The organism is Streptomyces sp. NPDC048504 (genome assembly GCF_043200035.1).
In the GTDB taxonomy this organism is placed as follows: Bacteria; Actinomycetota; Actinomycetes; order Streptomycetales; family Streptomycetaceae; genus Streptomyces.
Genome location: NZ_JBICXA010000005.1, coordinates 420483 through 436528, shown reverse-complemented (window position 1 = coordinate 436528; position 16046 = coordinate 420483). Strand labels below are relative to the sequence as shown.

The 16046-nt window shown below is 73.5% G+C and carries 1 protein-coding gene (only partly in view); it reads left to right on the top strand.

Annotation, left to right across the window (positions count from 1 at the left end):
* Positions 1-16046, top strand: the 3' portion of a protein-coding gene (locus ACGFY9_RS15575) for a hypothetical protein (RefSeq protein ID WP_393754367.1). Its footprint begins 20299 nt before the window's first position; 16046 of the gene's 36345 nt are visible here — the last part of the coding sequence; the start codon falls outside the window, past its left edge; the stop codon is at positions 16044-16046.

The window sequence follows — 16046 nt, the reverse complement described above, 5'->3', positions numbered from 1 at the left end:
ACCCGAACAGCACCACCGTCCACACCACCGGCCTCATGGCCAGCACCCAAGACCCCGTCCACATCCCGCACCGCTACCTCCGCACCATCGAGAACGTCACCGCGGCCGGCCCTCAACTCCACGACCACACAGGCCAGGACGAGACGACGCCTGTCCGCGACCCCGACACCGCGCCCATCCCCACGGACGCCCCCCTCACCTGGCCCACCTCCAACGCCCCGACGGCCCAACCACCCGCACAGGTCCAACTGCCGTCGAGCTACGTGAACTCGTACGGCGCGCTGCCCGACGGGACCGTCGGGCTCGTGTACGCGGAGCCGTTCTCCGACGAGGTGGTCCAGGGGCTGCACGGGCAGGTCTACGAGGCGCTCGGGCTGGATGTGGACAATCCGCCGGAGCCGGTGCGCGAGCAGGTGCAGGACGCGCTGAGCCGGGAGAACCTCGCGCTCCAACTGCCGTATCTGCGCTCGAACGGCGGTCTCCGCATCACCGTCCGGGTCGGCGGACGCGATCGCACTGTCGACGTACAGCTGACGCTTTCCGACGCGCGGGCCTCGTTGCGGCAGGGGCGCTTCGACCTGCGTGATCCGGACAAGCATGTCGAGCGGCGCGGGTTCGGCACGCGGGAGAACTTCTCCAGCCAGCCGTCGGGTACGTACCGGACGTTCCAGGTGCCGTGGACCGGGTCCTGGCCGATCACGGCGCCGACCGCGGTGCGGGCCGTAGACGGATCGCTGACGGCGGCGATCACCCACAACCAGGCCAGTGACGCGACGACCGTCACGCAGGCCGTGCAGACCACGTCCTCCCAGCGCTCCAACGAGCCCTCCGATCCTGTGGAGTTCAGCACCCGGTGGCGCGTGCGTGTCGACGCGCCGGCCGTCACCGTGCCCGCCACCACGACCGCCCCGGCACCGGACGGGTGGGGCACGGCGGAGTCCCACGGTCCGACCACGATCTGGTTCCCGCGGCACCTCACCACCGCCGATCCGGCGCCGGGCTCGCTGCCCGCGCCCGCCGCGATGGCCGATCTTCCGCTCTACGGCGTCGACTCGGTGATCGACCCGAGGGCGCTGTACGAGCACGTCCACCAGACGTTCCACGCCGATCTGGACGACACCGCCGCCGGCCAGGTCTCGGACTTCCTCTCCGAGCAGGTGCTGCGGGGCACGTTGCCCATGCAGGTGGACGGCGGGATCTACTCGCCGGTGATCACCGATGCCGACGGCAACGCGGTCGGCATGCTGCACCTGGTCACCACGCCCGCCGTCGGCACGCCGTTGCGGCAGAGCACCCCGGGTCAGATCAACCTTGAGAGCCATCTGGTCAACACCGCGAAGGTGGACCTCTCTTCGAAGTACACCAGCGGGATCGGGGTCAGCGGGAGTGGTGCCGCCGCTCTCACCGGTGACCACAGTCAGGGGCATCCGGACGCGTCGAGCATGATCGGTGGCAGCCTCGGTCTGCGCGGGCAGACCCAGGCGACCGTCACCAACACGTACAGCGCGAGCAGTTCGGCGGGCACGATGCACGCCATCCGCACGAACCGCGGCCACCTCCTCACCCCGTCCGGCGTCACCTACCAGGTCACCCTGATCCGGCCGGACGGGACCGAGACGCAGGCCCCGGCGCTCACCCGGACGCACGGCATGGACCTACGGGTCCTGAGCAAGGCGGACGCCACCGGGCACACGCCGACCGCCGCCGAGACACGCGAACTCCCGGACTCCCTGGAGCGGTTGGACGGCATCGGGCTGAGCGCCGCCCCCCTCGACGTCACCGGTACGGACGGTCTCTTCGACGAGGCCGAGACGTGGCTGCGCCGCGAGGGTTTCCTGCCGCCCGCCCCAACGGCCCCGGCCCCCACCGGAGTTGGCGCGCGGCTGAAGCAGGCGATGCGCAACCATGAGCCCGAGCACCAGATCCGGCTGCACGCCCAACTGAACAACCTGCGCCGGCTGAGGGAGGCGCGCTCCCGTACCGGGCTGCGTGCCGCGACCGACGCGATGGTCGACGGCGGGCACTCCCTGCACTTCGAGGTGCCCAACAGCACCGACACCGGCGTCCGTCGGGTCCGCCTGCTCCTCTCCGCCGACCGCGACACCGGGCAGGCCAGCACCCATCACCTGGTCCTTCCGGGTATCCAGGTCATGGGTCTGGCGCAGATGGCCGGCAGTGACGCCGAGCAGCGCGGTGAGTCGTACGGCGGCGCGCTCGGGCCGATGGCCAGTGTCAGCGGGCCGCTGGGGAGTTGGGGGTCCATCGGGTTCGGGGCCGACTATCAGTACGGCCACCAGGTCACCCACGGCGACACCGTGGGCGGCGCGACCTCGCACGACCAGTTCTACATCGGCACCGGCCAGGACAGCCACGCGTTCGACGTGCCGGTACGGTTGGCCCTGGACCTGTACGCGGACGACAGCGATCAGCCGAGCGAGCGGTTCGGGCGGAACGTGAACCAGGCCGCCGTACCGGCACCGGTCGCTGTACCGGCCCCAACTGTCCCCGGTGCGCCGCCCGTTGCCCCCGTGCCGCCCGTCGCGCCGACGGTCACCGGTTCGCTGCGGCTGGCGGTGCCGGACGGCCGTACCCACGCGCCCTCGGCGACCTCGGCACCGCCCGCCGCACGGGCCGACGGGGCGCCGCGTAGGCCCGACGCGGTCGACAGGGCACGGCTCGACGGGACCGACGCCACCGGTACCCCGCGCCCGGAGTTGGTGCGGATACCGGACGACGCGCTGATCGACACGGTGCGTGGTTCCGCCGCCATCGAGTCCGTCTTCCAGCGGGCCGCCACGGTCATCCGCAACCAGGCCCAGCCGACGCCCCCTGCCGCCACCGGCACGGGCCCGATCCTCCCGGTCACCGCCCCCGCGACCACCGGAACCGCCGCCGCCCCGCCCCCGCGTGACGGCATCTCACCCCTCGCCGGACACGGGCTCACGGACAGCAGGACGCGTGCCACCGAGACCCGGCATGCCGCGATCACGCCGGGCAGTCTCGTCGCGCACGGGCACGAACTGTTCAAGAACTCCTACGTAGTTGAGGGCCTGAGCCTCCCGGGGACGATGGCGGACGGGCAGTACTCCCTGGAGATCCAGGCCGTGGCGCACCGGCCCCGGTTGCTGGACACCACCCGGCAGTATCTGGAGACCGGCGTCTCGGCCACCGACAGTGCCCAGCAGCTCAAGTCCCTCGGAAAGTCACACCAGTTCGGCGGCAGCGGGGTGGTCACCCAGAACCCGCCCCCGCAGCCGGCCGGACAGGGCAACACCGGTCCGGAGTCGGACGGTTCGGTCTCCACCAGCCAGACCAGCGGCAAGTCGTACAAGGGCCTCTTCAACCCCTCGGCACGGCTCGGCCATGTCGCCCGCACCGACACCTCCGACACCCTCGCCGCGAGCACGGGCGTCAACCGCACCCCCACCGAGAGCGGCACCCTGCACCGTGTGGTCGCCGACGTCACCTACCTCGTCACGGTCCGCGCGGGCTCCCGCACCCTGCTCAACGGCGTCGGCGAGTCCGGCACGGTCGACCCCGTCACCTTCGCGGTGGACGTCCCCGACGGACTCCAGTTCCTCATGACCCAGGGCCAACTCGCCCGCGACGCACGGTGGATGGGCTCGGTGACCGGTCTCACCCCGGCGGCCGCCCCGGCGTTGACGGCGGCCCTCCCGGCGCCGTACACCCGCAACCGCGAACTGGGCCTCGGCGGTGTCCTCTCGGTCATCGAGTACGACCGGCCCGTCGCCGCCCCCGTGCCCACGACCGGGCCCGCCGCCGGGCAGATCCCGCTGGGGCCGGTCAACCCGAGGGAGCGGCGCGGGCAGATCGGGCGCGAGCTGCTGGCGCTGGTGGAGGCCGAGGCGCCCGGAGCGGTCACCCCCGGGCACTCCGGCTACCAGCAGGGTGTGCACAGCCGTATCGCCCAGCTCACCTCGTCCGCCGGGCTGCGCTCGCTGCCCGGGCGCGGTCCGGACGGCACCCCACGCCGGGCCACCACCCGCTTCCACTTCCGCCACCACGGCCACGGCGGTGAGCGGCTGGTCGAGGTCACGCTCACGGCACGGCCCCGGCGGACCCAAAACCTGGCCGGTGTCCGGGGTTCCTCGACGCCCGGTTCGGGTCTCGAACAGTGGCAATCGCACACCTCGGCGGGCCGCACCACCACCCGGGCCTCCGTCCGGCAGAAGCAGCTCCCGGTCACGCTGACGACCCGCTATCTCCGCCCGAACCAGGGCCCGGACCCGTCCAAGACGGACCGCGCGGCACCGGTGTTCACCCCGCAGGCTGCCACCAGCATCTCCGCCCGGCGGGCGACCACGGCCGACAACCGCTTCTGGCTGCGTACGGACAACGGTGCCGACTTCGACGGCCTCCAGTACGACTACGAGCTGTCCGTCCGTTCCGCGCTGGTTGTCGACTGGCCGCCGAACGTCATCGGCGGTCTCATCCAGAACGGTGTCATCGCCTGGTCCGACGCGGACGGGGACGTACGCCGGTGGATCGACGAGTTGATGGCCCGGGGCAACCCGCGCACCAGCACCGTCCCGGTCCGGCTGACCCTGCGCTTCACCGGCACCGAGACCGCCCTGCCCGGCGCGGGCGGCCCGGCTCCGGTGAACGCCCCGTCCGTCGTCTCCGGCGCCGACCCGCGCAACACCGTGCGGCCGGCCGGCCCCGCCGGGCCGTATCTCGCCGACGCGCAGATGTTCCACCCGGTGGGGCCGACCCCGGCGTTCCACTTCGACGGCTGGGCACATCTGGAGACGGCGCTCAACGACGTCGCGCCGCGCGGCGGCCGTGGCTGGCATTCGCAGATCACGTCCGTCTCGGTGGAGGGACAGGCGGTCCGGCTCGGCCAGTTGATCCAGGCCGGACGGGTCAGCCTCGACCGCCCCCGGCTGGCCGCTGACCTCACTCGCAAGATGCCGGGCACCGCGCCCTTCGAGGGGGCACCCGATCAAGCCCCGTCGATCGCGGTGACGCTGTACAACCCGCGCCGTTCCACCCACGCCGACGACGTCACCCTCGACCAGCTCCACAACACCACCGACACGGTGAGCACCGCGGCCGGCGCGGACCACTCGCTCGCGACCTCGTTCACGGAACTCCTCAGCGGTGACGACGACAACCACGAGATCGCCGGGATCAGCGTCCCGCTCGCCCAGCGGCAGACCCAGCCGTCCACCTTCGGTGGCACCACCACCGGCAGTCGTCGTGACTGGCTGAAGTCCGGCAGCACCGCCGCGCCCGCCAACGGGGCGCGCGGGACGCGGAGTTATGTCGTCGACGCGGACGCGCATCTGCTCGTGGAGGGACCGCAGGGCACCCGTCACGTCACCGGTACGGTCACCCTCCGCATCGAGGAGCGCGACCTCCTCGGCCATGGTCTGCTCACCCCGGCCGAGACCCCGCCGAACCTCCACGACCTGCCCGCGCTCGTCCCCGACTGGGCCACGGCCGAGCCGCACACGCTGCCCGAGCGCCTCAACTCCGCGATCCCCGCGGGCAGTCACGGCGTGCAGGTCTGGGTGGCCCTCGGCGCCGACCCGCAGGGCGAGCACCTCGGCCAGGCGCTGTACGCCGCGTCCCGCACCGCCGTGCTCGGGAATCGCCCGCTGGAGTTGATGACCCGTGACCCGCAGGGCATCCGCCGCTGGGAGTTCACCCCCGACGGAGCCCTCGTCACCGCCGACCCCGACCTGGCCACCGCGTGGAACGCCTTCGACACCCAGGCCGAACTCCTGCACACCGCCACCGAGACCCTCGCCGACACCCCGCAGCGGCTGAACCGCCTCACCGCCTCCCTCCAGCAGGCCAACCGGGCGCACACGGCCGCCGTAGAAGCCCACGGGAAGGCGCAGCGCGCGGTCAAGAACGCGACCGACGCCCACACGGACGCGAAGAAGGCGGCCGCCGACGCCGCCGAGGCCGCGCGCAAGGCCGGGGCGCTGGTCGCGCGGCTGAAGCGGGACTACGCGGAGGCTCAGAAGACCGTCACCACCCTGCCGTCGGTCATCGAGCGGCACGAGCGGGACGAGACCAAGGGCCGCCACGACCTCCAGACGGCCCTGGCCGCGCTGACGCGGGCCGAGAACACCGTGCGCGAAGAGCGCGCCGCCGCAGCACGGGCCGCCGCCCAACAGGCCGCGAAGAACGGGCAGTCGAGTACGGCCCCTGCCCCCGCACCCGTACCGGCTCCCGTCGCATCCGGCGCCCCGCGTCTCCACACCCCTGCGGCCGATGTCGCCGACGACCCTCGGGTGCGGGCCGTGCTCCCGGCGATCACCGCCGCCGACAACGCGATCCAGCGGGCCACCGCCGCGCTCACCGCGGCCCGGCCGGTGCTGGAGCGGGCGGAGCACATCGTCGAGGTCGGGCCGGACCGCATCAGCGCGGAGGAGAACAACCACGAGGAGGCCGTGGAGGAGGCGGAGGAGGCCGCGGAGGCCGAGGCCGACGCGGCTGCCGACGTGCAGCTCGCCACGCGGGACGAGACCGTCGCCCGGGGCCGGGTAACCGCGGCCGAGGCCGAAGTCGCCCGGCGCAACGGGCTCGTCGCCGCCGCCGTCACCGCCCAACTGCAGGCCGCCGCCGACCAGATGGCGGCCACCGCCGCGCTGCCCGACCTGGCCGGCGACGTCCAGGACAGCGCTCCGACCCCCGAACAGTCACTGCGGACCACCTTCGCCACCACCCCGCCCCGCTGGCCCACCCCCGACGGCCGTGCTGCTCCCCTTCCGGCGGGCGGCCAGACACACACGCCGGCGCCCGCGACCACCACCACCAATGCCGGCACCACGGGGACGACAGGGAAGTCCCCGACCGCGCCCACGATGAAGCAGCAGCCGAAGCAGGGCGGGCCGCCCAAGTCCGGTACGAGCAACACCAAGACGGACAAGACGAGCAAGGGCGACAAGGCCGGCAAGGACAAGAAGTCGGCCGCTGACAAGACCGCGAGCAAGAACACCAGCACCAGCACCGGTAAGACCACGACCACGACCAAGGACACCGGCAAGAGCACAGGCGCCGACAAGGGCAAGGGCAAGGCCACGACCCCGCCCCCCGGTACGACCACGACAACCCCCGCCGCCCCCCTGACCCCCTACGTCGACCCCACCGGCGACGCCGTCCAGACCCCCGGCGACGGCAACTGCCTCCTCTACGCCGTCATCGGCAGCGCACCCCACCTGGTCCGCGCCCGTCTCCAGCAGGCCGCCGCCACCGGCACCACCCAGGCCCCCGCCCCGGCCACCGCCGCCTGGCTCGCCCGGCCCGACGACGTACAACGGGCCCTCCGGACGATGGCGCAGAACCCGCAGGCCAACGACCGGGGATCCAATCAACTGCGGGCCGCACGGCAGGAGTTGCAGAACCTGGTCCTGGCCCGGCTGGCGGCGGCACACAACGGCAGCCGCCCGCTCCCGCCGCAGGTGCTCGGCCAGCTCCGCGGCGTCCTCGTCACCCCCTTCACCGCTGCGGTCCAGAACATGCCCGCCGCCCGGATCGACAACGAACTGGTCCGCTACGGCATCCAGGGCGTGACCCACGCCGAGGACCTGGACCCGGTCGACCTCCAGACCCGCTATCTGCAAGCCGTCTCCATGCCGGGCGCACCGCCCGCACTGACCGGCGCCGCGCCGAGCAACCGCCGTATGTTCGCGTATCTGCGCGCGGTGAACGGCCTGCCGACCCTCGCCACCATGACCACGGACAAACGCCGGTCGCTGCTGATCGCCGGTTACCACCGCAGCACCGCCCCACTCAGCCAGGACGAAGCGAACATGCTCGGCAGCGCGGTGGGCAACTGGTCGGCCGCGTGGGCGAACCCGATCGGCGACACATTCCTGCCCCTCCTCGCCGACACCCTCGACGCCCCGATCCACGTCTTCCAGCCGATGCCCGCCCCGCTCGCCGGCACCACCGCGACCGGCGGCCCCCGCGGCATCGCGCTGCGCTACGGCCCGACCACCAACACCCCCGCGCTGGAGGTCCACTACACGGGCCTGAACCACTACAGCGCCAGCGCCGCGAACACGGGTACCACCTCGGCGAACATCACGCCGTCGAACGCGCCCCGGGGCCCCGAGGACGCCAACAGCGTTCAGCCAGACGGCCGTTACCGTCCCGCGCCGACCCGCGACGCCGACGACGACCGACCCGCGTCCCGTGTCGATCCCGCGCCCAAGGACACGTGGCACGGCCTGCGCCCGCATGCGCGTCCCGCCGTGCACTCCACGGAGCGGTTCGATCCGCATGCGGACCAGTCCAGCTCGCCCCGGCCGGGGGTTCTCAGCGGTGCGACGACTCTCATCCGTGCGCAGGTCCGTCGTATCCAAGCCCCCAACGGGCAGTGGATCCGCGACTACACGCTCAACCTCCCGGTCACTGCCACCGACCCGGCGCTGACCACCCAACTCAACGACCGCATCACCGGTCTCCTGGACCGGCACCTCAACTCCGGTCTCGCGCTGCCCAGTTCACGCGATCAGCTCCACATCAACCTCAACCTGATCAACGACCCGGACCACCCCGAGACGATCACTCTCACCGACACCGAGAATCCGGGCCGGGCCGATCAACTCCACCTGGACGCCAACCACTCCGACGAGGACCTCCTCCACGAGGTCCTCCACTACCTCGGCCTCCCGGACGAACAACGCGACAACGACTTCCTCCTCCGCAACCACCAGAACAGCACCACCGTCCACACCACCGGCCTCATGGCCAGCACCCAGGCCCCCGTCCACATCCCACACCGCTACCTCCGCACCATCGAGAACGTCACCGCGGCCGGCCCCCAACTCCACGACCACACAGGCCAGGACGACACGACCCCGGCTCAGGACCCCGACACCACCCCCATCCCCACGGACACCCCCCTCACCTGGCCCACCTCCAACGCCCCGGTAGCACCGCCCTCTTCGACGTACGTCCTCGACTACGGCTCCCAACAGGACGGCAACGTAGGCCTGGTGCTCCCCGAACCGCTGTCGGCGGACCTCGTGAAGGGGCTGCACCAGCAGGTGATGACGGCGCTCGGGCTGGGGAACGCGCCGGACACGCACCCGGTGCGGGAGCAGTTGCGGACGGTGGCGAGTGCCGAGACGCTGGTGCTCAACCTGCCGTATCTGCGCGGGAGTCTGGGTTTCCGGATCAGGGTGACCGTGGACGGCCGGGACCGGGACGTGGACCTGCGGATGGGGCTCTCGAATCCGAGGGCGGCGGCCCGGTACGGGCAGGCCGAGGGCGGTGTGCGGGACGTACGGGTGGAGCGGCGTGGCATCGGTTCGCAGGAGTCGGTGTCGTCGGAGGCGTCCGGCAACATCCGTACGGTGATGCTGCCGTGGACCGCGCTGTTCCCGGTGGGCAGGGCGATCGCGGTGCGCGGTGTCGATGCCGCGCTGACCCTCGCGCTGACGTTGAACCAGCTCTCGTCGAGTGCGTCGGTGACCACGGGCGTGACGTCGACGACGGCGCAGCGCAGCAACGAGCCTTCGGAGCCGTACGACTTCACCGCCGAGTGGGAGGTACGGGTCGACACTCCGGCGCTGGCCGCGCCCCTCACCTGGTCGCCGGCGCAGTCGCACGGGCCGGTGACCCTCTGGTTCCCGCAGCATCTGGCGCGGGACGAGGACGGGGAGCTGCCCGAGTCCGCGGGTCTGGACGTGCTGCCGATCTGGGGCGTGGACACGGTCGCGGAGCCGGGGCGGCTGCTCGCGGAGACGCTGCAGCGATTCAGCACCCGGCTACGGGAGTTGAGCAAGGACTCCCTGGCGGAGCTGGAGACGTTCCTGTCGGAGCCGTTGCTGCGGGGCACCCTGCCGATGCAGCGCGAGGGGGGCGTCTTCTCACCGGTGCTGCTCGACACGTCGGGGCGCGCGCTCGGCATGTTCCAGTTGCGGACCGAGGTGGTGGTGGGGGAGCCGCTGCGGCAGACCGTCGCCGGGAAGGTCAACCTGGAGAGCCACCTCACGCAGTCGGTGAAGCTCGACGCCCAGTCGAAGTTCAGCAGCGGCGCGTCCCTGTCCGGGAGCGTCGGCCCGGCGCTCACCGGCGACCACAGCCAGGGCCACCCGGAGGCGACACGGCAGGTCGGCGGCGGTGTGCTCGGGCGGGTCTCGGTCCAGGCGGGGACGAGCGACGCGCTGAACCAGAGCGCCGGCGCGTCGCTGATGCACGAGGTGCGCACCAAACGCAGTCACTTGCTCGCGCCGGCCTCGGTGGAGCACACGCTGGTGTTCCACCGGCCGGGCGGCGGGCGGGAGACTTTCGAGCCGGGCGAGTGGCGGGCCGGCATGCATCTGCGGGTGATGACCGCCGAGGACGCCCGGGGGCATGCCCCGACGGCGGAGGAACTGCGGCGGCTCCCGGCCGAGTTGGAGCATCTGCGGTCGATCGGCGCCAACGCGACACCGCTGGCCGTGATGGACGCCGAGTCCCTCTTCGTGCCCGCCGAGAACTGGCTGCGCCGCGAGGGTTTCCTGCCCGCCGACACCAACACCCGCAACTGGATGCTGCCCGACGAGGCGCTGGTGCAGGCCCAGTTGAACAACCTGCGCCGGTTCGAGCAGACCCGGTCGCAGATCGGGCTGCGGGCCGCGACGGACGCGATGCTGGACGGCGGCCACTCGCTCTTCCTGGAGATCCCGACCCTGACCGGCAGCCGCCGGGTGCGGCTGGTGCTCGGCGCGGAGCGCGGTGAGGGCGAGAGCACGCACACCACGGTGCTGCCGCACGTGGAGGCCATCGGCCTGGTCTCGCTGTCGACGGTCGCCACCGACCAGAACGGCTCGCAGTACGGGGTGTCGTACGGCGCCGGCGGTTCGTTCGGCATACCGGTGCGCGACGGCGCGTGGACCCTCGGCGGTACCGCCGACCATGTGCGCTCCCACCAGGTGCAGCACGACAACAGCGTGCATGTGTCCCTCGGGCACGACCAGCAGTTCCAGGGCACCGGGGCGGGACAGCGCACCGAGGTGTTCGAGGTGCCGGCCACCTTCGCGCTCGACCTGTACGAGGGGCCGGGGGAGGAGCCCCTGGTGCGGTTCGCGCCCCTGACGGCCGTGGAGCCGTATGTCCCGCACGGCGCCCCGGCGCCCGGCCCGGACGACCCGCCCGCGCCTCCGCCGCCGGACCGGGTGCGGGGGACGCTGAAGCTGGCGGTGCCGACGCTCCGTACGCTGCCCGCCGCCGAGGCCGTCCCGGCGGCGCCCGCCGCGCACACCGTGCGGGCCGCCGACGACGCCGACCGCACGGCGCTGGACCTGACCGACGAGCACGGCACCCCGCTGCCCGACTCGGTACCGCTGCCCGACGACTCGATGGTGGAGGTGTTCCGGGCGTCGGCCGCGCTGGACGACGCGTTCCGCGCGGTCCTCGGCAACACGTACCAGGGGCATCCGGCGCGCGGTCTGCTGGACGGCGTACGGGATGCGGCCGGGGCTATAACTCCCGCTCCGGTGGCGCGTGTTGGACGTGCTGTGAGCGATTCACTGGCAGGCGCCGCGGCCACCGATCCGACCACGGTGACGGCGGAGATGCTCAGCGCCGCCCGCAACCCCGCCGCCCTGCTGGCCCGCGGCCACCAGATACTCAAGGGCGCCTATGTGATCGAGGGGCTCACTCTGCCGGGGCTCGCCGCGGACGAGGTGCTGTCGGTGGAGATCCGCGGCACCCTGCGCAGGCCGCGGGCGTCGGACGAGATCACGCAGTACTTCGAGTCGGGGCTGAACGCCGTCGACGGCGCCGGACAGCAGCGCGGGGTGTCCGGCGCCGCGCAGTGGGCGGGCGGCTTCACCGCCGTCCGCAACAGCTCCTCGGCCCAGACCCCGGGCTCCGACCAGGCCGCGGGCAACGACGGCGACATCGGCGGCCTCGGCGACGGCGGCATGCGACGCCGCGCCGACGAACCGGCGCAACAAGGCAGCTCCACGACCGGTTCCGCGTCCCGCAGCGCGACCTTCAACCCCTCGGGCCGCTACACCCGCACCACCCGCCAGGAGAAGGGGCGGGCGCTCGCCTCCTCGACGGTCGTGCACCGCACGGCCACCGAGGGCGGCGCCCAGCACCGCATCTCGGCCGACGCGCTCCTGCTGGTCACGTTCCGACGCGGCACCCGCAACGCCGTGGGCAACGCGTTCGGGCAGGGCGAGGGCCGCGCCGTGACGGTGGCGGTCGAAATCCCTGACGCCGTACGGTTCTTCGTCAGCCCGGCCCAGATCCGCCGCCACCCCGCCTGGTTCGCGACCGTGCCCGGTCTCACCATGCCCGCGCCGGTACCGCGCTCCGTGCCGCTGCCGCGCCGCTTCATCGCCTCCCGCGAGGTGGGCCTCGGCAGCGTCCAGGCGATGGACCAGTACACCGACGCCCTGCGCACCGTGCAACGCCCCGACCTCCTCCGGCAGCAACTCCTCGCCCTCGTCGATGAGGAGGCCCCCGGCACGACCCGCCCGGGCCACGCGTCGTACCTCTCCGGCGTCGACACCCGCATCGCCGACCTCACCTCCACCGCAGGCCTGCGCACCCTGGCCGGCCGCGGCCCCGGCCGCGCCCAGCGCTTCCGGTTCCGGCACGTCGGCTACGGCGGCGCCCGCCTCGTCGAGGTCACCCTCTCCGCCGAGCCGGACGCCGACGACCACGCGCTGCGACAGGTGCGCGGCCGCGCCGGGGCGACGGGCACCGGCATCGAGCAGTACCTCGGCCACACCCCGGCCGCGGTGACCGACAAGACCTCCCACAGCACCCGGCACTCCGCGTTCACCCAGCTCCAGACCCGGCTGCCGAGGCCCACCGGCGGCCCCCGCACCGACCGGGCGGCCGCACTGCTCAGCGCCGACACCGTGCGCGGCAACTCGGCGCGGGTGACCCGGGCCGCCGAGGACCGGCACTGGCTGCGCACCGACAACGTCGCCGACTTCGACGGCGTCCCGTACCGGATCGTCGCCACCGTACGGTCCTCACCGACCACCGACTGGCTGGTGGACCTGCCGGGCAGCGTGTTCCAGCACGGTGTGCTCAGCCTGACCGACGCGGACACCCCCCTGGCCGACCGCGTCACCCACCTCCTCTTCGGCCGCCCGACGCGGACCATCACCGTGCACACCGCCGCCGCGCTCCGCTTCACCGGCAGCGAGACCGCCGAACCCGCCGAGCCCGAACGGCAGTTGACGGCGGCCCACTCGGCGGTCCGGCCGACGCCGGCCGGACACCGCTTCACACCGGGCGGCCCCGCACCGGTCTTCTCCTTCGACGCGGGCACCGAACTCGCCGCCGCGCTCGGCGAGGTGGCCCCGGCCCTCACCGGATCCTGGCGCCGGCTCGCCGCCTCCGACTCCGCGGACGCCACCGCCGTACGGCTCGGCGAACTCCTCCAGGCGGGCACGATCGAGCTGGACCACCCGCGCGGCCCCGCCGGTGTCACCACCACGATGCCGGGCGCCTACCCGTTCCAGGGCGATCCCGACACCCCGCCCCGGCTCACCGTGGAGCTGTACCGGCCGCGCCCGGAGACCGACGCAGGCGACGTGACGATCGACCGGGTCAGGCTCAGCACGGTCAGCGCGGGCTCCGCCTCGCACGCGGGCCTCACCGGCAGCCTCGCGGCCCAGGGCGCCTTCAGCCTCCACGACTCCAACCGCCAACTCCTCGGCTTCACCGCGCCGGTCCTGGCCCGCCCGGCCCAGGACCCCGGCTCGGGTGCCGCCGTCGCCGGCACCCGCCGCGAGTGGCTCAAGCGCGGCGACACCAAGACCCCGGCGGGCACGCGCGGCACCCGCAGCCACGAGATCCTCGCCGACGGCCTCGTCACCGTCCACGGCCCGAACGGCACCCGGTACGTCTCCGGCACGGTCCGGCTGCGCCCCACGGAACGCGACCTCCTCGGCCACGGCGTCACCACGGGCCTCACGGACCCGGGCGTCTACGACGGCGCGTCCCTGGTCCGCGAGGCGGCCGACGCCCAGGCGCGGAACGCCCCCGCGCACGCGGTCCTGCGCGACTGGCGCAGGGTGCCGCTCCGCGACCTCCCCACCCTGCTGGCCCACGGCATCGAGGCGGACCCGGACCCGGACCCGGCCCGCGACGACACCGCCATGCTCCAGCTGTGGCTGGCCACCGACGGCGGCGCCCGCCAGACGGCCCGCGCGCTGTACGCCGCTTCGGGCACGGCCGCGCTGCTACAGCGGCCCGTCGAACTCGCGCTGCGTGACGGCGAGGGCGTGCGGTTCCGGCGGTTCGATGCGAACGGGGAGCCGGAGGGGACGCCGGGGGCGGACGAGCACGGCGACGAGGAGCGGGACGGCGGGGGTCCGAGCAGCGCGGGCCACGACGGCCCGGTGCATGACGCCGGTTGGGCGGACGTACGGGATCAGATGCGCACGCTGGAACAGGCCGGGCGGGCGGAGGATGCCGCGCGCACGCAGGAAGGCCAGCTCCAGGACCAAGTGCCCGATGCGCAACGGGTGTTGGACGAGGCCGAGCTGCCGGTGACACAGGCGGAGCTGGACCGGAACCACGCCCGTGCCACCGCGGAGACCGCGGCCGCCGAACTCACCGCCGCCCAGCGGGCCGTCCCGCTCGCCGAACGTGCCGATCAGGAACGGCGGGACCGCGTAACGCAGTTGACCACGGACCTCCGGGACCAGACCGAGCGCGTGACGGACGCGACCCGGGCGGCGGGGGAGTTCCATGACGCGGTCCGCACGGCGGAGGAAGAACTGGCGGCGGCCGAGGAAGCCGTACGAGAGGCGGAGGAAGCCGCGCGGCAGCGGCCCGCCGACTCGCCGACCCAGGGCGGGAGTTCGCGCCGCGACGACGGCAACTTCCGCTCGGACGACCCCGGTTCCCTCGCCCGGCTGCAGGCGCGCCGGAACCGGGCCCGTACCACGCTGGGCCAGGCGCGGAACGAGGCCGCGGCAGCCGACCGCGCCGTCGACGCCGCCCGGCACACCGCAAACGACACCGGGCGCCGGCTCGGCCTGGCCGAGGACGTGGCACGCCACGCCGCCGGCATCCTGGCCCGCGCCCGGGACGCGGTTGCGCTGGCGACCACGGCGGACCGCACGGCCCGGGCGGCGCTCATCGGGGCCACCGCACGCCACGACCAGGCGGTCGCCGCACGGGACGAGGCCCAGCAGGCGTTCGACGCCCTCCGGCGCGAGATCGACGACTCCCTCGCCGAACAGGCCAGGCACGCGGCCCGGCAGCGCAACGCGGAGCACGATCTCACCGATGTCGTCACCCTGTTGGAGGCCCGGCGGGCGACGGCGGGCGACGGCACGGCACCCCTGCCGACGGGTTCCCTGGCCGCCACCCCGGCCACGTGGCCGCGCCGCACTCCCCGTCCGGCACCGGCACGCGACGAAGCGCGACCGGCGGCCACCGAACCGGTGGTGGACCCGCAGGAAGAACCCGAGGACCACCACGAGGACCCGGCCGGTCAGAACGAACAGGGCGGCCAACGCGGCCGGCGCGGGGAGGACTTGGGCGGTGCGAACGGTCGGCGGGGTGAAGGCTCCGGCTACCGCCCCGTCGTGTCGCGGGCGCAGCGTCCCGAGACGTTCGCCCGTTCACTGGCCCGGCTGCTCGCCGACACCGGCACCGCCCCCTCGTGGGCCCGGGACCGCGACCCGCACGGCGCGCTGCTCGGCTGGGTCCAGGCCGATGTGGCGGCTCACGGCGCGCCCGACGACCCGAGGTTCCCGGCCCCGGGCACCGAGGTGTCGACCGACGCGCTGGCCCACATCGGCGCTCTCACCGAGGAGTTGCGGGCCCAGGCGATCCTCCAGAACGGCATGGTGACCGTCGCGGAGGCCGGACTGGACGACTCCGCCCGCCTCGCCCTGGTGCTGGCCCGCCCCGACACCCCCTTCTACGTGGCCACCCTGGCGGCACTGGTCGTCCGGGACACAGGTCGCCCCGTCCAGGTGATCAGTCCCGGCGACCGCACCCAGCGCTTCGGCCCGGCCGACGGCACCCCGCTGACCTTGTACTTTGACGGCAACCGGTTCTCGGTCAACCCGCCCGCCCCGGACGACGACTGA